This is a genomic window from Trinickia violacea (genome assembly GCF_005280735.1).
In the GTDB taxonomy this organism is placed as follows: domain Bacteria; phylum Pseudomonadota; class Gammaproteobacteria; order Burkholderiales; family Burkholderiaceae; genus Trinickia_A; species Trinickia_A violacea.
Genome location: NZ_CP040077.1, coordinates 3,738,556 through 3,758,135, shown reverse-complemented (window position 1 = coordinate 3,758,135; position 19,580 = coordinate 3,738,556). Strand labels below are relative to the sequence as shown.

Sequence of the window (19,580 nt, the reverse complement as noted above, 5' to 3'; positions counted from 1 at the left end):
CTTGTGCCTCTGTTCAGGGTGTCCAGCGATAAAGGATGACGCTGGCCCCGTTGTAGTTGTCCTTCGTGATCACGTACTGTCCGGTCGACCGACGGTACGATCTGAGGCCGTACATCGAATCCACGTCATTGCCGACGTACACGGTGTTGGGGGTGCTGTTGATCAACGTGGTGTCCAGGCTGCCTGTGGTCAGGTTGAAGGCATCGATGTTGGGCACCGTGTGTACGTATCCCACGAAGAGATAGTTGCCGGCCGCCGTGATCGACTTGGGATTGGCGCTGGTCAGGTTGATCACCGGATTGGGAACGGTCGTGTTGCCTGCGAGCCAGCCGTGATACACCTCGATCCGTGTTCCGATCGACGTCCAGTCAGCGCTCCCGACAACGCCCTGTGCCAGGATCATCGTGTCGCTTTCGGGCAGGTAGATGATGCGTGTCAATGGCGTGATCGTGCCGGGAATCGGAGTGGCAATGCCTGCTCCCCAACTCGGCTTACCGTTGGCATCGAAGCCGATCAGCGGAAAGTGCCAGAGGGCATTCGTCTTGTCCAAACCGGCCCAGACGTCCCCTTTGCTGTCGAGGCAGAATCCGTCCCTGACCGGCGCGGTCGTATTGAACGCTGTACCGGGAATCGTGGCGTCCGGTATGGCGATGTAGCCATTCGCAGCATTGAAGTGGAAGAAGTAGAAGGTATCGGGATTCTGGCCCGACGCCACGAGGATCCGGTTGGCGCCGACGGCGGCAAGCTCACTGAAGTGCTCATCGCGTGAGCGATCGCTCATGTTGAGCCGTGGATCGGATGGATAGTCGAACGGATCGACGGTGTTCGCTACGAAGGTCCCGCCGGCGGTGCCGGTATAGATGTTGGTGCCCCCATAGAAGTACGCGCCGTCGGTACTCGGGTCCGGCGCGGCGCCCCCCTCGAAGTTCAGAGACTGGAGCTTCCATTGCAGGTGGCCAAAACCGTCGTAGGAGCGGATGTCGGTGCCGCCGTCCCGGCCGAAATCCCAGCTTCCGCCCCACGGGTTGTTGAGCACGTACAAGTTGCCGGCAGCGTCTTTGCCGATGCCGGCAACGCGGGCAAAACGCAGATCGCCAACCTGGCCTTTGATCCCCGTTGTCGTATCGAGATATCCCCCTTGAATGCCGAATGTGCTGACCAGAAATGGAATGCTCAAAATGTTATAGATTTTGATGTTCATGTCGGGGCCCTCGTCGCCGATCATGAGACGCCCCGTCGACGCGTCGAAATACAACGAGGCCGGTCGCGAGGTGGCGGACAGCTGGATGGTGTTGACGAGCACGCCGGCCGGATTGAATTCGAGGATCGCGCCCGCACTCTTCTGCGCAACCCAGAGGTTTCCTGCGCTGTCCACCGCCAGCGCGCCAGGGCCCGAGACGGCGATATCCTGCCGCCAGACGCCGTCGGTGGTATAGACGCGGACGCGATTACCAGGGAAGTCGCTCGCATAAAGGAGCGAACCCGACGTCGCGAGTCCCGTGATGATATCGACCTGCTGCTCAGTCGCCGCCGCGCTGACCGAGATGAGAAAGTCGCGATTTTGAGTGGTTCGGTTGTACCGCCCCACTGTGCCGCTGCCGTAAGTGCTATTGAATTGCAGGGCGGCGAAGATCGACGTTGCATTGCCCGTAATGGCGCTGCCCTGAAACTCGCCGTGACCTCCTATGGACCCCAGGCTTTGGCCGTTTTGGTATATCGCGACACCGCCTTCGTTTTCGTCCCACATGGAAGCCGTGTAGATGACGCCCTCGGGTGCTACCCACATGGAGCGCGCGACGCTACCCACGCGGGTAGCGTTGGTCCCATATGTGTTCGCCACCCAGTCAGTCGTGTACTGTCCCTGGCACTCCGGCGCAAGGGTAGCGACTAGCAGCGCGGCGAGGAACGCGGCATAGATTCGTTTCATGATCGTGAAGCTGCCTTTCGGAGGCACCTGAATTGCGGGATTGCGGGTTGGCCCATGCCTGCGGCGTTGACGACCTGACGGGCTTTGCATGGGGACCGGGTGAGAGTTCCTGTGGCTGCCTTCCTTGTCGCGATGTCATGCAAGCGTTGCGTCCGTCTGACTCAACGATGCATTCGAGCGGTATATCGGCGAAGTGCGGAAAAGGTTGAACTGTTCGCGGAGCGGTTTCTCCGCCCTTTAGGGACCCTTTAGGACGGGGAGGATGTCAAAAATCCATGCACGCCCTATTCGAACCCTCGCTTGTCAACGACGCGTTCGGCGACCCAGGTCTGTATGTGGACTTTCGCGACGAACGGCGCGCTCTCCTTTTCGATCTTGGCGATATCAGCAGGCTGCTGCCGCGCCAGCTGATGCGTTTGTCGCATGTGTTTGTTACCCATGCGCACCTCGACCATTTTTGCGGCTTCGATCACCTCTTGCGCGTGATACTCGGGCGCAAGGCAGGCATTGTGATATTTGGCGGCCCCAACTTCCTTGAACAAATCGAACACAAGCTGCGCGCCTATACCTGGAACGTTGTGCATCGCTACGAGGTCGAGCTGGTGGTCGACGCGCGCGAAATCGGAGTGGGCGGTGGCGTCCGGCGCGCGCTCTTTTCAAGTCGAAGACAGTTTGCCCGCGAGGCCGGCCCGTCCTTCGAACGATCTGACGACGTGGTGCATGACGAAGCAACCTTTCGCGTGCGCGGCCGCTTTGTCGATCATGACATCCCGTGTGTTGCGTACCTGATCGAAGAGAAGGCCCGCATCGCCGTCGCAAAGGACGGGCTCGCGACGCTGGGGGTGTCGGCGGGAGCGTGGCTGCGCGAACTGAAACACGCCGTGCTGACTGGCGCGCCTGACGACGCGCCAATTCAGGTGCTGTGGCGCGATCGGGATGGCGAACACGCCATGATTCGACAGGTCGGCGAACTGCGTCACTTGATCCTCGCGGTTATTCCTGGGCGGCGCATTGGCTACGTAACGGACCTGCGCTACACGGAATCGAATGCAGAGATCCTGTCGCAGTTGATGCACGATGTGGACCTGCTTTTTATCGAGAGCGTATTTCTTGACGAGGACAAGGCGCACGGTCTGCGCAAGAATCATCTGACGGCCCGTCAGGCAGGTCTGATCGCGCGCCGGATTGGCGCCCGGGCGGTTGTGCCGTTCCACTTTTCGCCGCGCTACGAAGGACGCTCGGCAGCGCTGATCGCCGAAGTGCAGGCGGCATGGTCCGGTACATCGGGGCTGGCTGGGCAAGGTCCTGATTAGACTGGGGACTTGCATGTCCACACGGTATTTCATTCTGGGCGAACGTCGCCGCATGGTTGAAGTATTCGATCCGGAGGCGTGGTCTCAATGGATGGCAGACAATGACACGGTTCTTCGACTGACGGAATTCGAGAGCCTGGGCATTAGCGTGCTGACTCGATTCGAGGGGACTGCCACCTCAGATGGATCGAAATCACCATTTTCGACGAGCATCATCGAGGGTCGCGAGCAAAGCGTGGCGGTCCCGTCCGGGACGTATAGTGAGGCGCTGCGGCAGCATGATCGGATGGTCGATCGTGTGTTGGCGGCGGCCCGCACGCGCAGCCGTTCGTGATGTTTTGACCGCAGTGCGGGGACTTGGAAGTCTCGCTGGATTCGTGGCTGCTCGCTACCAAGGCGGCAGCGACACGACGCTCGCGGTCAATCCGAGCGTCACGTCGCTCAGGCGGCGAAAATCAAGCGTCGCCGGGACATCCTGCGCAGTGTGGTAGTGCGGATTGCGAAGGTAAGCCGTGTCCGTCACCATCACGGCGGGATAACCTTGGCGCCAGAATGACGAGTGGTCGCTCGATGCGACGCCCGGCACCCACCACGGCAGCGACGCTGCTTCAAGCGGAAAACTGGACGAGGCCTCGAACGCGTCGACAATCCATCGCAGTTGACGCGCTGAGCGAAGATTCGACACAAAGCCGATAAAGTTACCTTGCGCCGGAAAGAAGTAACGCAGCAGAGGCGGATACTTTTGAGTGCCCGGCTCGTCCCGGTAGAAGCCAAGCATTTCGAGCGAAAGCATCAGGCGAATGCGGTCTCCACGCAGACGCGCGGCACGAGCGTATCTGAGGCTGCCCATGTCACCGCGGAAGAAAAACGGCGCCTCTTCGTTCACAAACGCGACGCAGCGCACGGTATAGGGGGGCGCGTGTGTCCGGAGCATCCTCGCGATCTCGAGCAGCGCCGCGACACCGCTGGCGTTATCGTCAGCTCCGGGGCTGTGCCGAACGGTGTCGTAGTGCGCACCCAGCACGATCAGTTCGTCAGGCTTAACGCGGCCCGCGGCCTCAACCTCGATATTGGCGCATGGGACGCCGTAAGCCGTATATTCCTGACGCGTCGCTGTGTAGCCGTACGCAATCCATTGACGCTCGATATAGTCGGCTGCCGCGTGCAGCGCGTCGGGCCGGAAAACATTGCGTTCCCCGATTTCGCCTGCCAGAACGCTTACATGACGCTCCAATCCTGCGGGCAAGTTGGAAACGCCCAGGGCCAGCATGCGTTTCACTCCTTTCTCGACTATGTATGGCGCCGCGAGGACTACATGTCGATGCGGATGGGAATTCGCCGCGCACCGAAGGGTCGACTGAACTGCGCGAACCTGCCGGCCACCGGCGTTCCGCAAGAGGGACAATGGCCCTCGGCCGTGAGCCGATAGTCGTCGATGCGATACCAGTCTCGTACGATGAGCGCGGCGCCGCAAGCGGGACAGAAGGTGGTGCCGCCGCCGATGTCGTGCACGTTGCCCGTATAGACGTATTGCAAGCCCTCCGCGAGCGCGATCGTGCGCGCACGGGTGAGGGTGGCTGCCGGCGTGGGCGGCACATCGGTCATCTTGTAGTCGGGGTGAAATGCCGTGAAGTGCAGTGGCACGTCGTCACCCAGTTCCTTCACGAGCCATTGCGCCTCGGCGCGGATCTCAGCGTCGCTGTCGTTCTTGCCGGGAATGAGCAGAGTGGTGATTTCCAGCCAGACGCCGGTTTCATGCCGCAGATAGCGTAGCGTTTCCAGGACCGGCGCCAGGCGTCCGCCCGTGACCCTGAAATAAAAATCATCGGTGAACGCCTTCAGGTCAACATTGGCTGCGTCCATGGTCGCGTAGAAATCACGCCGCGCCTCTGCCCCCATGTAACCGGCCGTCACCGCGACAGCCATGATGCCGCGGGCGTGGCAGGCGTCGGCCACATCCATCGCGTATTCTGCGAAGATCACCGGGTCGTTATAGGTGAAGGCGACGCTTTTGCAGCCACAAGCCTCCGCAGCCTCGGCGATCGCCTCCGGAGTGGCCGCGTCGGCGAGCGTATCCATCTCGCGCGACTTGCTGATGTCCCAGTTCTGGCAAAACTTGCAGGCCAGATTGCAGCCGGCGGTCCCAAAGGAAAGCACGCTTGTGCCGGGGTAGAAATGGTTGAGCGGCTTTTTTTCAATTGGATCGATGCAGAACCCCGACGAGCGGCCATATGTGGTCAGGATCATGCCGTCATCGATCCGCTGGCGCACGAAGCAGGCGCCGCGTTGGCCGTCGTGGAGGCGGCAGTTGCGCGGGCACAGGTCGCACTCGATGCGTCCGTCATTCAGAAAGTGCCAGTACCGGCCGGGGTAGGACGTATCCTTCATACCAGTGGCGGGTTCGATGATCGCTCCAACTGTCCATTATCAATCCAATTGGTGCGTCCCGCCCTCGCCGAATGGTTGCATCGGGAGGAACGCTTCGATGCTCCGCCTTTTGAGTGCGGCTTGCTACACAATGGCGTCGTGCCCTGCGGCGAAAAGCGCCGCGCGGCGCGTGTCTCGCGGGTTGCCGCCGTTCCGGACAGGAACAGCGCAACGGAAACGGAGCGCTACGTTTTGCGCAAGCATGGAGAAGTGAAATGTCGATCGAATTTACGGGCCGGCGCCATGCGGTCGCGGCCGCGCGTGTTGCGTTCGAAGCTAGCGTTCAGGGCAAGGATGTATGGTGCAGCATCTCCATGGACGCGTTGAACGACCATTTCGGCAACACGGGAACGTCTTCGCATGAACTGATCAAGACATTCGAGGCCAATCGACTGAGAATCGAGGACGCCGCGCGGCGCGTGCTCGAGCAAAATGGCGGCCAGTCAGTCGAACTCGAGACGCGTGATTTCGACTGAGTGGCGATGTGTTGGTGCGGATGCTATCGTTCACACGTCAATGCGGCTAGACCGCTGAAAAAAGAGAAAAGTATCGACGGGGACGCTATGAAGCAACTGATTGATCAAGACATCACCCATGTTGCCCGCATGATACGGGTGTCGTTGCTCGGGGACCTAGCAGGCCCGATTCTTCCGTCCTCATACTGGCGCAAACGCGTCCAGCAGCTCCGGGACGCGCCGTCGCTGACGAAAGCGCAGCTTTGCGCGATAGACGGTCTGCTGCTGGAACTCGACGCGTTCGACACGGATGTGCCTGCCGCGCCGTCAACCTAGATTAGCTGCCGACTAGTCGCGCGGATGCAGCCACTGTTCTTTCGATCACCTGGGCAAGCGCGGAAAACGCCTTGCCGATCCGCTCGTTCGGCACGCATGCATAGCCGAGCAGCAGGCCTTGCCTGACGTGCGCCTCGTTGTGGTAGTACGCCGTGAGCGGGCGCACGATCACGCCCGCGTCGTAGGCCGCCGCCGTCACCTCGCGGTCGTTCGCGTGGGCGGGCAGGCCGAGCACGAGGTGCAGTCCCGCCTCGTCGCCCATCACCGGCAGCTCGGTGCCGAAGTGCGCGGTGATCGCGTCGATCAGGATCTGGCGGCGCTCGCCGTACAGCGCGCGCATGCGGCGCACGTGTGAGGTCAGATGGCCGTCCATGATGAATTCCGCGAGCACCGCCTGATGCATCAGCTGCCCCTCGCGATACAGCTCGGCGACGCCCGTGCGGAACCTGTCCACCAGATGCTCGGGCGCAATCATGTAGCCGATGCGCAAGCCCGGGAACAGCATCTTGCCGAGGCTGCCGACGTAGATCACCTGGCCCGCGTCGTCGAGGCCCTGCAGCGACGCGAGCGGGCGGCTGCCATAGCGGAATTCGCTGTCGTAGTCGTCCTCGATGATCCACACGCTGTGCTGGCGCGCGTATTCGAGCAGGGTGCGGCGGCGCGCGAGGGACATCACCATCCCGAGCGGATACTGGTGCGACGGCGTCACGAGCGCGAGGTGCGGCGGGTCCCGCAGGTCGTGCTCGCGCGGGTTGAGCCCTTCGTCGTCGACCGGCACCGGCACGAGCCTCACGCCCAGCGATTCGAGCACGCTGCGCGCGCCCCAGTAGCACGGCTCCTCGACCCACGCCCGATCGCCGACGTCGGTCAGGAGGCGCACGGCGAGATCGATGGATTGATGGATGCCCGTCGTGATGATGATCTGGTCCGGCGTGCATTTGACCGAGCGGGCCACGCGCAGATAGTCCGACAGCGCGCGCCGCAACGGCCGATAGCCGCCGCCCGGCGCGTAAGTCAGCAGGTCGGGATTCGCGTCTTTCCAGAGCTTGGCCTGCAGGCGGCTCCAGGTGCGCGCGGGGAACTCGGCGACGTCGGGCACGCCCGGCATGAACGCGCCCCATTGTTTCGGCGCCACGCCGGCCTTGTGGATCAGGCGTTGTCCGCGCGCCGACAAGTCGCCTCGTTCGCAGCGGGCTGGCGCGGCCGGCGAGGCCGTTGGTGCCGTTACTGCCGGCAGATCCGGATCGGGCGCGAGCTTGCGCGCGTTGACCGCCGCGGTGTCCGGCCGCGTGTCCGCGACATAGGTGCCGCTGCCGGTCGTCGAGAGCACGTAGCCTTCGGCCGTGAGCTGGTCGTACACGTGCACGACCGTATTGCGCGCGATCCGCAGATCGGTCGCCAGCGTTCGCGAGCTGGGCAGCTTGGTGCCCGGCGCGAGCTGGCCCGTCAGGATCGCCTGCTGCATGAGGCGCAGCAGCTGCCGGTAGCCGGGCTCGGTCGAGCCCCGGTCGAGCTGGGCGGCGAGCGAGTCCGACAAGATCACCGTATCCAAGTGGTTCTATCCAGAATATTGAAATGGTTCCGTATTGTAGAACCGTGACGGTCTATAGTGGCTCCCATGTTTGTTGCCTGGCTTCGTTTTCGATAGAGCCGGTCGTAAGCTAAGGGAATACCCGGAAAGGAATGCGGAAGGAGACTTGGACGATGAAGACGGAAGACGTAATTGTCAGCTTTCGGGGCGTGCGCAAGACCTATGACGGCGAGACGCTCGTCGTCAAGCAGCTCGACCTCGACATCTATCAGGGCGAGTTCCTGACGCTGCTCGGGCCGTCGGGCTCCGGCAAGACGACGTGCCTCATGATGCTGGCCGGTTTCGAGTTCCCGACCGGCGGCGAGATCTGGCTCGACGGCACGCTGCTCAATACCGTGCCGCCGCACAAGCGCAACATCGGCATGGTGTTCCAGAACTACGCGCTGTTTCCGCACCTGACCGTCGAGCAGAACGTCGCCTATCCGCTGACCGTCAGGAAGTGCTCTGCCGACGAGCGCGCCCATCGCGTGAACAACGCGCTGAAGATGGTCCGCATGGAAAGCTTCGCGAAGCGCTACCCCGCGCAGCTGTCCGGGGGGCAGCAGCAGCGCATCGCACTGGCGCGCGCGCTCGTGTTCGAGCCGAAGCTCGTGTTGATGGACGAGCCGCTCGGCGCACTCGACAAGCAGTTGCGCGAGCACATGCAGTACGAGCTGAAATCGCTGCACGAGAAGCTCGGCGTCACGTTCGTCTACGTGACGCACGACCAGGGCGAGGCGCTGACGATGTCCGATCGCGTCGCCGTGTTCGACAAGGGCATCGTGCAGCAACTCGATACCGTCGACCGGCTGTACGAGTCGCCCTGCAACGAGTTCGTCGCGAACTTCATCGGCGACAGCAACCGGCTGCGCGGCACGATCGCGAACGTCGACGGCGAGTTCTGCGAGTTCCATCTGCTCGACGGCACGCGTCTCGTCGGGCGCAACATCGGCGGCGCGCGGGCCGGGGCCAAGGCTGTCGCGTGCATTCGTCCTGAGCGGATGCGGCTCGCGAGCCGCGTGAACGGCGCGCTGAACGGCGCGAATGCGCTCGCCGGCGAGGCGCGCAGCCTGATCTATTTCGGCGATCACGTGCGCATGCGCTGCGGCGTGCGTGAGCAGGACGAATGCTTCGTGAAGGTGCCGCTCGGCACCGAAGCGCTCGATGCCTTCGCCCCCGGCGCACCGGTATCCCTCGAGTTCGCGGCAGAGCATTTGCGCATCTTCGCCGAGGCAGCCTGAGCCGCACAGGCGGCTCGATGCTGCGGCATGACCACCCCGTTCCACCTTATTTGGCGCATCACCACACAAGAGAGGAAGACATCATGATGAAGTTCGGAAAATCGCGCTGTGCATTGGCTGTCGGCGTGGCGCTCGCACTGGGTGCCGCGCAGGCCGGCGCTGCGGAGCTGACCGTCGTCAACTTCGGCGGCGCGAACGGCGATGCGCAGAAAGCCGCGTTCAACCAGCCGTTCGAAACGCAGTCCGGCAACAAGGTGACGGCCGTCGAGTACAACGGCGAGCAGGCCAAGGTCAAGGCGATGGTCGAAGCGAAGCACGTGAATTGGGACGTCGTCGAAGTGGAGTCGGGCGATCTCGGCCGCGGCTGCGACGAGGGCCTGTATGAGAAGCTCGACTGGTCGAAGATCGCGAAGAAGGGCGAGCTGATTCCCGAAGCGCCGCAAACGTGCGGTGCGGGCATCTTCGTGTGGTCGACCGTGTTCGCCTACAACGCCGACAAGCTGAAGACCGCGCCGACGAGCTGGGCCGATTTCTGGAACGTCTCCAAGTTCCCGGGCAAGCGCGGCATGCGCAAGGGCGCGCGCTACAACCTCGAGTTCGCGCTGATGGCCGATGGCGTCGCACCGAAGGATGTCTACAAGGTGCTCGCGACGAAGGAAGGCCAGGATCGCGCCTTCAAGAAGCTCGATGAGCTCAAGCCGAACATCCAATGGTGGGAAGCCGGCGCGCAGCCGCCGCAGTTCCTCGTGGCGGGCGACGTCGTGATGTCGACGGCGTACAACGGCCGCATCGACGCCGCGCAGAAGGAAGGCAAGAACCTGAAGGTCGTCTGGAACGGCAGCATCTACGACCTCGACTACTGGGCGATTCCGAAGGGCACGCCGAACAAGGATCTGGCGGTCAAGTACATCGCCTACTCGTTGTCGTCGCAGCCGCAGCAGGACTACGCGAAGCACATCGCGTACGGGCCGGTGAATGTCGCCGCGATCAAGTCGCTCGACGCGAAGACGCTCTCGAACCTGCCGAATTCGCCGGCGAACGGCAAGAACGCGGTGCTGCAGGACCTGACGTTCTGGAACGACCACGGCGACGAGCTGGAGCAGCGCTTCGCCTCGTGGGCTGCGAAGTAAGTGCTCTGCATGGGACTAGAGTGCGCGCTGAGGGCTTGGAGTAAGTGCTGAAGCACTAACTCCAAGCAACCTCAGCATGGGATCAGAGTAAGCGCTGAAGCGCTAACTCTGATCGACACGGGAGAGGGGAGTGACCACGATGACAATCGCCGCTGATTCGACGACAGCGCCGGCGCAAAAGCTCAAGCGCGAGCTGAAGGCCGCCGAAGCCAGAAAGCGCACGATGGCGCTTTTGCTCGTCGCGCCACTGGCCATTTTTCTGCTGCTGATCTTCGTCGTGCCGATCGGCGCGCTATTGACGCGGGCCGTGCAGAACCCCGAGATCGCCACAGCATTGCCGCATACGATCGACGCGCTGCGCGACTGGGACCGCAAGTCGCCGCCGGCCGACGCTGCCTACGCGGCGCTCGCAACCGACCTCACCGCGAACCAGGATGGCGAAGTGCTCGGTGCGCTGGCGCGCCGCTTGAACACCGAAATTCCCGGCTATCGCTCGCTTGCCGCGAAGACGGCGCGCGCGATGCCGCTCAACGATGACGCAGGTCACGCGCTGCCGCCTGCGCAGATCAAGGCCAAGCTGCTCGAGCTCGATTCGCGCTGGGGCGATGTCGCGTACTGGCAGGCCATCGCCAAGAACGGCAGCGCGTATTCGCCGTTTTATCTGCTCGCATCGCTGGACCACAAGCAGGATGCGTTCGGCCATATCGTGGCGAGCGACCCCGATCAACAGATCTATCTCACCGTGTTCAGCCGGACGTTCGCGATCAGCGCCGCGGTGACGGTGTTCTGCCTGTTGCTCGGCTATCCGCTCGCCTACTGGATTTCGACGCTTCCCGAGCGCCGCGCGAACCTCGTGATGATCCTGGTGCTGATCCCGTTCTGGACGTCGATCCTCGTGCGCGTCGCGGCGTGGATCGTGATTCTGCAAAGCGAAGGGCTCGTCAACAAGGCGCTGATCGGCAGCGGGCTGATTCACGATCCGCTCACGCTGCTGTTCAACCGCGTGGGCGTCTACATTTCGATGACGCACATCCTGTTGCCTTTCATGATCCTGCCTTTGTACAGCGTGATGAAGTCGATTCCGTCGACGTATCAGCGCGCGGCGGTGTCGCTCGGCAGCCATCCGTTCGCGGCGTTCTGGCGCGTGTACGTGCCGCAGACCTATCCGGGCATCGGCGCGGGCGCGCTGCTCGTCTTCATCCTGGCGATCGGCTACTACATCACGCCCGCGCTTTTGGGCGGGCCGAACGATCAGATGGTGAGCTACTACGTCGCCTATTTCACGAACGTCACGATCAACTGGGGCATGGCGTGCGCGCTGGGCGGCCTGCTGCTTGCGGCGACGCTTGCGCTGTACTTCGTGTACGGACGCTTTACCCGTTCGAGCCTGAGCCTCGGCTGAACGATCGCTACGGCAACCAAAGGGTCAACCGATGAAATTCTCTCGACCGATGTTCGCGCCGCACATGTCGCTTGCCGAGCGCGCCTGGTATTTCGCGCTGCGCGGCCTGTGCGTGCTCACGCTGCTGTACCTGATCCTGCCGGTGCTCGCGATCGTGCCGTTGTCGTTTTCGTCGAGCACGTTCCTCGTGTATCCGATTCCGGGCTGGTCGCTGCGCTGGTACCAGAACCTGATCGCCGCCGACGAATGGCGGATGGCGGCGAAGAACAGCTTCATCGTCGCGCCGTCCGCGACGGTGGTCGCGACGGTGCTCGGCACGCTGGCCGCGATCGGTCTTTCCAAGGCGAACTTTCGTGGCAAGGGCCTGCTGATGGCCGTGCTGATCTCGCCGATGATCGTGCCGGTCGTGGTGGTGGGCGTCGGGATGTATCTGTTCTTCGCGCCGCTCGGGCTCGCCAACACCTATGTGGGCCTGATCCTCGCGCATGCCGCGCTCGGGGTGCCGTTCGTCGTGACGACGGTGGGCGCGACGCTGCAGGGCTTCAATCACAACCTCGTGCGCGCGAGCTTGTCGCTGGGGGCGAATCCGGTGTCGACGTTCTTCAGGATCACGCTGCCCGTGATCGCGCCGGGTGTCATTTCGGGAGCGCTGTTCGCGTTTGCGACGTCGTTCGACGAAGTGGTCGTGACGCTGTTCCTCGCGGGCGCGAACCAGGTCACGCTGCCGCGCCAGATGTTCACCGGCATTCGCGAGAACATCAGCCCTACCATCGCTGCGCTTGCCACGATTCTGATCGTGTTTTCGACGTGCCTGCTGCTTGCGCTCGAATGGCTGCGTGGGCGCAACGCGGCGCGGGCTACGGCTTGATCGCTTCCCTTCGGTTTGCTAGCGATGCTTGTCGTCCGATGGCGTTGGATCGCTAGTTTGAGGCTTTCTTCGCGACAACTTTGAATTCGCGGCGTTCCGTATAGTCCGTCCCTCCCCGGGACCGGGGTTACTTTTGTCCTTGCCAAAAGTAACCAAAAGCGCGTCCTGGGCGGACGGCCTTGCCCGGAGGCACTCAACCCTGTTAGTACCGGCGTTCCAAGGTCAACCGTGGGAAACCGTTATTGCTCGCCGCGCGTCCGGTTAGTCAGTATGACTCCCGTGAGGTAGAGGCTGGCCCGCCGCGAGGCATCAAACGCGGGTTAGCATCGCTGCCAGAGCCGCACGGTGTGGACAGGGCCACACCCGGCGATGTCCACCGCGGAGGCCAGCATGGAACACGATAGCACTCTGTACGTCGGTCTTGATGTCCATAAGGATTCGATCACGGTCGCCTATGCGCTTGGCGCGGGCGAGGTCGAACTGCTTAGCAAGATCGGTACGACCAAGACGGATATCGATCGCCTGTGCAAGCGCCTGCAGTCGAAGGCGCGGCGCATCGGCATCGTCTACGAAGCGGGGCCGTGCGGCTACGCGCTTTACCGCCAGCTCGCGCAGAAGGGGTTCGACTGCATGGTGTGCGCTCCGTCCTGATTCCCAGGAAGCCGGGAGAGCGCGTGAAGACCGATCGGCGCGATGCGATCAAATTGGTGCGGGCACTGCGTGCCGGCGACCTGTCAGCGGTCTATGTGCCCAGCGTCGAAGACGAAGCATTTCGCGATCTGGCCCGCGCGTGGGCCAGCGCCAGGACGATCTGAAACGTGCACGGCAACGCCTGAAGGGCTTTCTACTCGCACGATGTGCGTTATGCCGGCCGAGCCGACTGGGGACCTGCGCACCGGCGCTGGCTGAGCACATTTGCGTTCGACAGCGCCTGGCAGCAACTGGCGTTCGAGGAACATCGGCGCACGATCGAGGATCGTCTCGCGCAATGCGAACGGTTGGAGACCGCGTTGCGCGAGGCGGCCGTCGACTGGCGCTTTATCCAGCGGTGCTGTGCCTGCAGGCCATGCGCGGCGTGCAGTTCACTACGGCGGTGGGCCTGCTTGCCGAACTGGGCGATCTATCGCGCTTTGCCCAGCCACGCCAGTTGATGGCTTGGCTGGGGGTGACGCCATGCGAGCATTCGTCGGGCGAGAAGCGCCGTCAAGGCAGTATCACCAAGAACGGCAACAGCTATGCGAGAAAGCTGCTTGTCGAAGCCGCTTGGAGCTACCAGCATCCGGCCCGTGTGAGTCCGGAGATTCAGCGTCGCCACGAGGGCATCCCCAAACCCATCGTTGATCGTGCCTGGGATGCGCAGGTGCGCCTGTGTGGGCGTTATCGCAAGCTTGTCGCACGTGGCAAGCCAAAGAACATTGCGGTCGTCGCGCTCGCCCGGGAACTGAGCGGCTTCATCTGGGACATCAGCCGGCTCGCGATGTCGCTCGCCGCGCGGCCCGAGGTGCGCATGGCGTGACGCAACGCCTGCGCGACGCTTGAATTACCCTGGCCACTTGAGAAGGTGTTTCCTGAGGGCGGCGTAGCCCGGCACCTGAGTAACCCGCGAGCGTACTACGCAACGGATTGCATCCGACTTGCGGCGTTAGATAGCGGTAGGCTTATTGGGCGGACATCTGTAATGCGGTAGCCAACCCGCGGATATCAGCGTGATCCACCGTCGAGACTTACTGCTACGCCGCCCTCAGGAAATTCGGACAACATGCAGTTGAAAACTGGAAAACCGATCCCGATTGACAGCGGGAGTCATATCAGTACGCGGCACGGAATGGCGCCGATACGAAATAAATCGACGCTATCGATGTGGCTGTGCCCCCCGTTGCCTACGATTGGAAGCAAGCCCAAGCCCAAGCCCAAGCCCAAGCCCAAGCCCAAGCGCATGGGCCCACCGCAAGACAAGCACTTTCAGGTCTTTCCTGACCTGCATCGCCGATTCGACGCGAACGGACAAAATTCTGTGCCGCGTGTAAACGGGACGTACGGCGAGCAATAACGGTTTCCCACGGTTGCGCCCGGAACGCCGGTACTAACAGGGTTGAGTGCCTCCGGGTAGGCCGTCCGGCGAGGACGCGCTTTTGGTTACTTTTGGCAAGGACAAAAGTGACCCCGGTCCCGGGGAGGGACGGACCATACGGAACGGCGCGAATTCAAAGTTGTCGCGAAGAAAGCCTCAAACTTGCAATCCATCGCCATCGGATGACAAGCATCGTTAGCGCGCCTTAGCGTGAACAGACAGACCCTAACCCGCCATGCCGGCGGGACCTTCAGGCAAACCCGCGCGGATTCTTTTCCTGCCAGCGCCAGTGATCCTGGCACATGCGCTCGATCCCGTACTCCGCATTCCAGCCAAGCAATTGCGCGGCGGCAGCCGGATTGGCGTAGCACTCGGCCACATCGCCGGGCCGTCGAGCGACGATCTCGTACGGCACCGGACGACCCGACGCCGCTTCGAACGCGCGCACGACGTCGAGCACGCTATACCCCTGGCCCGTGCCGAGATTGACGACGAAGCTCGCATCGCGCGTCTTCAGCGCATCGAGTGCCGCGATATGCCCGCGCGCGAGATCGACCACGTGGATGTAGTCCCGCACGCCGGTGCCGTCCGGCGTGTCGTAGTCGCCGCCGAATACGCGCAGCTTGGCGAGCTTGCCGACCGCCACTTGCGCGACATACGGCATCAAGTTGTTCGGCACGCCGGCCGGGTCTTCGCCGATCAAGCCGCTTTCATGCGCGCCGACCGGGTTGAAGTAGCGCAGCGTGGCGATGCGCCAACTCGCATCCGAGATCTCGAGATCGCGCAGGATCTGCTCGGCGATCAGCTTGCTCTGGCCGTACGGATTCGTCGCGGACAGCGGAAACGATTCATCGATCGGCGAGCTTTTCGGCACGCCATATACCGTGGCCGACGAGCTGAACACGAACTGCTTCACATTGCGCGCGCGCATGACGTCGAGCAGCACGAGCAGACTGTCGATGTTGTTGCGGTAGTAGTCGATCGGCTTCGCGACCGATTCGCCGACTGCCTTGAGCGCCGCGAAGTGGATCGCGCCGGTGATCGGATGGGCATCGAAGATCCGCGCGAGCGCGGCTTCGTCGCGCACGTCGGCTTCATGGAACGCGACCGGCTTGCCGGTGATCTGCTCGACGCGCTTCACCGCTTCGCGATTGCTGTTGACGAGGTTGTCGACGATCACGACGTCGTAGCCGCTATTGAGCAATTCGACCGCCGTGTGCGATCCGATGTAACCCGCTCCGCCCGTCACCAGAATCGTGCCCTTGTCTGCCATTGATGTTCTCCGTCAGTCAGAGTGATGCGCCAGTCCACGTGCGCAGGGTGTCCTTGTAGCGTTCGACTACCGCGGCCTCGTCGAATTCTGCCGCGACTTTGTGTCGGCCGTTCTCGCCCATCGCACGCCGCGCGTCGGCGCTCATGTCGAGCATTTGCGCGAGCTTGGCTGCGAGGCTTTCCGCGCTGCGCGCTTCGCACAAGAGGCCGGTGACGCCGTCGGCGACGACTTCGCGGCAGCCCGGCACGTCGGTCGCGATGATCGGGCGGCCCATCGCCGATGCCTCCATCAGCGTGCGCGGCACGCCTTCGCGATACGACGGCAGCACGACGCAGTCGGCGTTGGCGATGTGCGGGCGCACGTCGTGTGCTTCGCCCAGGTATTCGATCAGCCCTTCGCGTTGCCAAGCGTCGACGTCCGCTTGCGAGATCGCGCTCGGATTCGCGACGCCGACCGGCCCCAGCAGCTGAAAGCGCGCCTGCGGATATTTCGTGCGCAGGCGCCGCGCGGCCTCGACATATTCGCCGACGCCCTTATCCCAAAGCAAGCGCCCAATTAATACAAAAATAAATTCTGATTTTTTTTCCGGCAGACTTTGGTACGCGAAATGATCGAGGTCGACTCCTTCGCCGTGCAAGAGCCGCGCGCGTTCCGGATGCGCGAGCAGGCGCTCGTTCATGAAGGCCGCCTGGTCGTCGCGATTGAGGAACCAGACTTCGCGCGGGAAGCGAAACGCGAAGCGGTAGAGCTGCTTCGCGACCTGCGCCGCGCGGCTCTTCTGGATGAACACGTAGCCGAGCCCGGTCGTCACGGCGACCGACGGCACGCCGGCGAGCTTCGCGGCGACCGAGCCGTAGATGTTCGGCTTGATCGTGTAGTGGAAGACGAGATTTGGCTTGATGGTCCGGTATAGGCGATAGAGCGAGAACATCGTGTGCAAATCGTCACGCGGATTGGTGCTCTTCGAAGAAACGGGCAGGTCGACGCAGCGGCAGCCCATCTGTTCGAGCAGCGGGAACGTCCGGTCGCGCGGCGCGAGCACCGTCACTTCGGCGCCCTTGCTGACGAGCATCTTGATCAGGCCGTGCCGATAGGTATAGATCGCCCACGCGGTGTTGCAGACGAGGCTGATGGCAAGCGGCTTGTGGTCAGGCTTCATGCGGTCCATGGGGTAAGGGCGCGGCGGCATGAGTGAATGCGGTGCCGCAAGCTTTAAGCGGTGTGCGCCGTGAAGAGCGAGCGCTTGATCCGTTGCAGCATCGTGTACGGCGTCAAGAAATGCAGCAGGTTCTTCGCGAGTCCGAGCCAATCGTACAGGTTGAGCGGATTGAAGTAGCGCAGCTGCAGCGCGAGCGTCGAGCGCACTTGGCGGCGCCGCTTCGTCGCGCTGATGCCGCCTTCGTTCAGCTCGTAGTAGAGGCCGAGCTCCGGCAGGTTCGCGCAGTCGTAGCGCTCCATCAGGCGCAGGAAGAGATCGAGGTCTTCGGCCGCGCGGTATTTCGCGCGATAGTTGCCGACTTCGCGAACGGCGTCGATGCGCAGCGTCGTCGCCGGATGAATGAGCGGCACGCGGAAGAAGCGCGTGCGTCGAAGCGCGCGCGGCTCTGCGGGCGGCGTGAGCATGAAGAGCGGCCTGCCGTCGCGCGTGACGACCTGCGTCCACATGCTGACGGCGGCGACGCGCGGATGCGCTTCGAGATACGCGCGCTGTTTCGCGAGCCGTCCCGGCGCGGCGAGGTCGCCCGCGTCGATGCGCGCAGCGTACTTGAAGCCGCGTTCGGCGAGCGCGTCGATGCCCGCTTGCAGCGCGCGCTCGATGCCGCCGTTGACCGGCATGCGCAGCACTTCGATCAACACGCCCGGCAGCGTCGGCGCGACGATCGGCGGCGTGCTGCCGTCGTCGACGATCAGCACGTGCACGGGCGCGCTTTCGACGAACGACGCGAGCGTGCGCTCGACGTCTTGCTGCCCGTTGTAGGCGGGCATCAGCACGGCGACGTCGTCGAGCACGACATTCACGACGGTGGAAGGGAAGGGCGTCGTCATGAGCGCAGCTTGTAGCGGATGTAGTAGAGGTTGACCGAGGCGGCGGCGAGATAGCCGGCCGCGAGCCCGGCGAGCGCGCCGTATGAGCCGATGCGAGGGATCAGCAGCAGATTCACGACGAACGCGACCGCAAGCGCGAAGAGCCATTTCGACAGCAGCACGAACTTCGCCTGGTATTTGAGCACGACGAGATTGCCGATCGCTTCGACGCCGGCCGGCACCGAAAGCCATACGGCCCAGCGGAAGATATCGATCGCGGCTTCGAAGTTCGGCCCGAACACGCCAGTGATGATGACGTGCGCGAGCAGGTCGAGCACGAACGCGCCCGCGATCATCAGCGCGGCGGCCATCAGCGTGAGGCGCCACATATTGCGGCGCAATTGCGCGATGTCCTGCACGCGATAGACGAACGCGGGGGCGATGGTCTGCGCGAGCATCAGCGCGAGCGCGATCCAGTTCTCGTTGATCTGCTGCGCGGCCGAGTAGCGGCCGAGATCGGCAAACGAGATCGCGCGCTCGAGCATCAGCCGGTCGAGCTTGAGGAACAGATACATGCAGATGAGACCGATCCAGAACACCGTGCCCGCGGTCGCGAAGTGGCGAAAGAGCGAGCGATCGACGTGCCAGCCGAGCTTGCCGCCATTCCTATGGATGTAATAGAGCATCAGCACCATGCCGATCGCCGCCGATTCCGCGGCCCACAGCCACGAAAAGCGCGCGGGCGCCGCGGCAGCGCGCACGAGCACGTAGACGAGCGCGGCCTTGATGAGCGCCGTCGTCATGCTCGTGAGCAACTGCGGCTTGCTGTACGTCATGCTCTGCAGCCACGAGTTGATCACGCCGACGAACGGCTCGCGAAACAGCATCGTGACGGCGAGCCCGGCGAGCATCGCCCCGACGAGCGGATCGGTCACGCCCGCTGCAATGCCGGCCCACGTGATGAGCAATGCGGCGGCGGAGACGCTCAGGCGCAGCACGAACGCGCTGCCGAGCACGGTGCCGAGCTGCGCGGGCGGACGATGAACGATGGTCGGCACGAGGATTTCAGCGCCGCACACCCAGGTGATCGGTGCGAGCACGAGCAGCAAGGTATTGGCGTACTGCCACTTGCCGAACACGTCGGGACCGAGGTAACGCGCAAGCATGCCGCTGATCGCGATCGCGACGCCGATTTGCGTGAGACGCTCGAGCCCGAGCCAGACGATGTTCGCGACGGCCTTCGCGACGTCCTGATTGGCGAAGCGCTTCAACATGCGCGGTACGTAAATTGCGTCGGCAACGTTGCGGCAGGAGGGCTTCTAAGCATTAAAATGGGCGCGTCTGACGCTTCTCTAAAAACCGCAATTATAAGTTGGAACCGGCTCGTTTCCGGCGCTGACGGAGCACGGCCTGCCTGCCGCGCGGCCATGACGGTGAGCCGTTACGGTGTGCCGCCCAAAGGGCGATGGTCATCGTGCCTGGGGGAATGTTCCACCGTTCCTATTCCTATCCCATCTTTCGCAAGCAACTGAGAGCCTAATC

The 19,580-nt window shown here is 63.0% G+C and carries 16 protein-coding genes and 1 pseudogene; 9 read left to right on the top strand and 8 right to left on the bottom strand.

Annotated features, from left to right (window positions below; all coding sequences use genetic code 11):
• Nucleotides 1-13: 13 nt before the first annotated feature.
• Nucleotides 14-1,930 (bottom strand): SMP-30/gluconolactonase/LRE family protein, encoded by a 1,917-nt coding sequence (locus FAZ95_RS17240; protein ID WP_437437744.1) that lies wholly within the window; start codon nt 1,928-1,930, stop codon nt 14-16.
• 272 nt (nt 1,931-2,202) lie between these two features.
• Here FAZ95_RS17240 and FAZ95_RS17235 point away from each other — a divergent pair, with 272 nt between their 5' ends.
• Nucleotides 2,203-3,240: a ribonuclease Z gene (locus tag FAZ95_RS17235; RefSeq protein WP_137333555.1), complete on the top strand. Its 1,038-nt coding sequence runs from the start codon at nt 2,203-2,205 to the stop codon at nt 3,238-3,240.
• Between the two features lie 13 nt (nt 3,241-3,253).
• The gene (locus FAZ95_RS17230) at nt 3,254-3,574 is read left to right on the top strand and encodes a hypothetical protein (RefSeq protein WP_137333554.1); all 321 of its coding nucleotides are present in this window, start codon (nt 3,254-3,256) and stop codon (nt 3,572-3,574) included.
• Nucleotides 3,575-3,628: 54 nt separating this feature from the next.
• On the opposite strand, the gene FAZ95_RS17225 is transcribed toward FAZ95_RS17230, so the two are convergent.
• Both FAZ95_RS17225 and amrS read right to left on the bottom strand, forming a co-directional pair.
• The gene (locus tag FAZ95_RS17225) at nt 3,629-4,510 is read right to left on the bottom strand and encodes a M20/M25/M40 family metallo-hydrolase (RefSeq protein ID WP_137334604.1); all 882 of its coding nucleotides are present in this window, start codon (nt 4,508-4,510) and stop codon (nt 3,629-3,631) included.
• A 41-nt stretch (nt 4,511-4,551) separates the two neighbouring features.
• Nucleotides 4,552-5,628, bottom strand: coding sequence for an AmmeMemoRadiSam system radical SAM enzyme (gene amrS, locus FAZ95_RS17220; protein ID WP_137333553.1), 1,077 nt, complete (start codon nt 5,626-5,628; stop codon nt 4,552-4,554).
• Between the two features lie 254 nt (nt 5,629-5,882).
• Between amrS and FAZ95_RS17215 the strand changes: the two genes are divergently transcribed.
• Both FAZ95_RS17215 and FAZ95_RS17210 read left to right on the top strand, forming a co-directional pair.
• Nucleotides 5,883-6,143 (top strand): DUF1488 family protein, encoded by a 261-nt coding sequence (locus FAZ95_RS17215; protein WP_137333552.1) that lies wholly within the window; start codon nt 5,883-5,885, stop codon nt 6,141-6,143.
• An 87-nt stretch (nt 6,144-6,230) separates the two neighbouring features.
• Nucleotides 6,231-6,458: a hypothetical protein gene (locus tag FAZ95_RS17210; protein ID WP_137333551.1), complete on the top strand. Its 228-nt coding sequence runs from the start codon at nt 6,231-6,233 to the stop codon at nt 6,456-6,458.
• Between the two features lies 1 nt (nt 6,459).
• Here the strand turns inward: FAZ95_RS17210 and pdxR are convergent, their stop codons facing one another.
• Entirely contained in the window at nt 6,460-8,010 is a 1,551-nt protein-coding gene (pdxR, locus tag FAZ95_RS17205) for a MocR-like pyridoxine biosynthesis transcription factor PdxR (protein ID WP_137333550.1), read from the bottom strand.
• A 152-nt stretch (nt 8,011-8,162) separates the two neighbouring features.
• Here pdxR and FAZ95_RS17200 point away from each other — a divergent pair, with 152 nt between their 5' ends.
• From FAZ95_RS17200 to FAZ95_RS17180, 5 genes and pseudogenes are all read left to right on the top strand, one after another.
• Nucleotides 8,163-9,269 (top strand): ABC transporter ATP-binding protein, encoded by a 1,107-nt coding sequence (locus FAZ95_RS17200; protein ID WP_137333549.1) that lies wholly within the window; start codon nt 8,163-8,165, stop codon nt 9,267-9,269.
• 83 nt (nt 9,270-9,352) lie between these two features.
• Nucleotides 9,353-10,399, top strand: coding sequence for an ABC transporter substrate-binding protein (locus tag FAZ95_RS17195; protein WP_137333548.1), 1,047 nt, complete (start codon nt 9,353-9,355; stop codon nt 10,397-10,399).
• Between the two features lie 130 nt (nt 10,400-10,529).
• A complete protein-coding gene (locus FAZ95_RS17190; RefSeq protein ID WP_437437708.1) occupies nt 10,530-11,801 on the top strand; it encodes an ABC transporter permease in 1,272 nt (423 codons plus the stop codon).
• A 31-nt stretch (nt 11,802-11,832) separates the two neighbouring features.
• On the top strand, nt 11,833-12,669 hold the full coding sequence (locus tag FAZ95_RS17185) for an ABC transporter permease (RefSeq protein WP_137333546.1): 837 nt from the start codon (nt 11,833-11,835) through the stop codon (nt 12,667-12,669).
• Between the two features lie 390 nt (nt 12,670-13,059).
• Nucleotides 13,060-14,185 (top strand): annotated as a pseudogene (locus tag FAZ95_RS17180) (IS110 family RNA-guided transposase).
• 805 nt (nt 14,186-14,990) lie between these two features.
• Here FAZ95_RS17180 and galE read toward each other — a convergent pair.
• The 4 genes from galE to FAZ95_RS17160 are packed head-to-tail and all read right to left on the bottom strand — an operon-like array spanning nt 14,991 to nt 19,312.
• The gene (galE, locus tag FAZ95_RS17175) at nt 14,991-16,013 is read right to left on the bottom strand and encodes a UDP-glucose 4-epimerase GalE (RefSeq protein ID WP_137333545.1); all 1,023 of its coding nucleotides are present in this window, start codon (nt 16,011-16,013) and stop codon (nt 14,991-14,993) included.
• Nucleotides 16,014-16,029: 16 nt separating this feature from the next.
• Nucleotides 16,030-17,172, bottom strand: a complete 1,143-nt coding sequence (locus FAZ95_RS17170) for a glycosyltransferase family 4 protein (protein WP_137333544.1) — start codon at nt 17,170-17,172, stop codon at nt 16,030-16,032.
• 53 nt (nt 17,173-17,225) lie between these two features.
• Nucleotides 17,226-18,059, bottom strand: coding sequence for a glycosyltransferase (locus FAZ95_RS17165; protein ID WP_137333543.1), 834 nt, complete (start codon nt 18,057-18,059; stop codon nt 17,226-17,228).
• Nucleotides 18,056-19,312, bottom strand: a complete 1,257-nt coding sequence (locus FAZ95_RS17160; RefSeq protein WP_137333542.1) for an oligosaccharide flippase family protein — start codon at nt 19,310-19,312, stop codon at nt 18,056-18,058. The genes FAZ95_RS17165 and FAZ95_RS17160 overlap by 4 nt, the downstream gene beginning before the upstream one ends.
• Between the last annotated feature and the right edge of the window lie 268 nt (nt 19,313-19,580).

Bases quoted from the DNA above. Each gene is read 5' to 3' on its own strand.
- FAZ95_RS17235 (WP_137333555.1), top strand. From the start codon at position 2,203: ATGCACGCCCTATTCGAACCCTCGCTTGTCAACGACGCGTTCGGCGAC.
- FAZ95_RS17230 (WP_137333554.1), top strand. From the start codon at position 3,254: ATGTCCACACGGTATTTCATTCTGGGCGAACGTCGCCGCATGGTTGAA.
- FAZ95_RS17225 (WP_137334604.1), bottom strand. From the start codon at position 4,510: ATGCTGGCCCTGGGCGTTTCCAACTTGCCCGCAGGATTGGAGCGTCAT.
- amrS (WP_137333553.1), bottom strand. From the start codon at position 5,628: ATGAAGGATACGTCCTACCCCGGCCGGTACTGGCACTTTCTGAATGAC.
- FAZ95_RS17215 (WP_137333552.1), top strand. From the start codon at position 5,883: ATGTCGATCGAATTTACGGGCCGGCGCCATGCGGTCGCGGCCGCGCGT.
- FAZ95_RS17210 (WP_137333551.1), top strand. From the start codon at position 6,231: ATGAAGCAACTGATTGATCAAGACATCACCCATGTTGCCCGCATGATA.
- FAZ95_RS17200 (WP_137333549.1), top strand. From the start codon at position 8,163: ATGAAGACGGAAGACGTAATTGTCAGCTTTCGGGGCGTGCGCAAGACC.
- FAZ95_RS17195 (WP_137333548.1), top strand. From the start codon at position 9,353: ATGATGAAGTTCGGAAAATCGCGCTGTGCATTGGCTGTCGGCGTGGCG.
- FAZ95_RS17185 (WP_137333546.1), top strand. From the start codon at position 11,833: ATGAAATTCTCTCGACCGATGTTCGCGCCGCACATGTCGCTTGCCGAG.
- galE (WP_137333545.1), bottom strand. From the start codon at position 16,013: ATGGCAGACAAGGGCACGATTCTGGTGACGGGCGGAGCGGGTTACATC.
- FAZ95_RS17170 (WP_137333544.1), bottom strand. From the start codon at position 17,172: ATGAAGCCTGACCACAAGCCGCTTGCCATCAGCCTCGTCTGCAACACC.
- FAZ95_RS17165 (WP_137333543.1), bottom strand. From the start codon at position 18,059: ATGACGACGCCCTTCCCTTCCACCGTCGTGAATGTCGTGCTCGACGAC.
- FAZ95_RS17160 (WP_137333542.1), bottom strand. From the start codon at position 19,312: ATGTTGAAGCGCTTCGCCAATCAGGACGTCGCGAAGGCCGTCGCGAAC.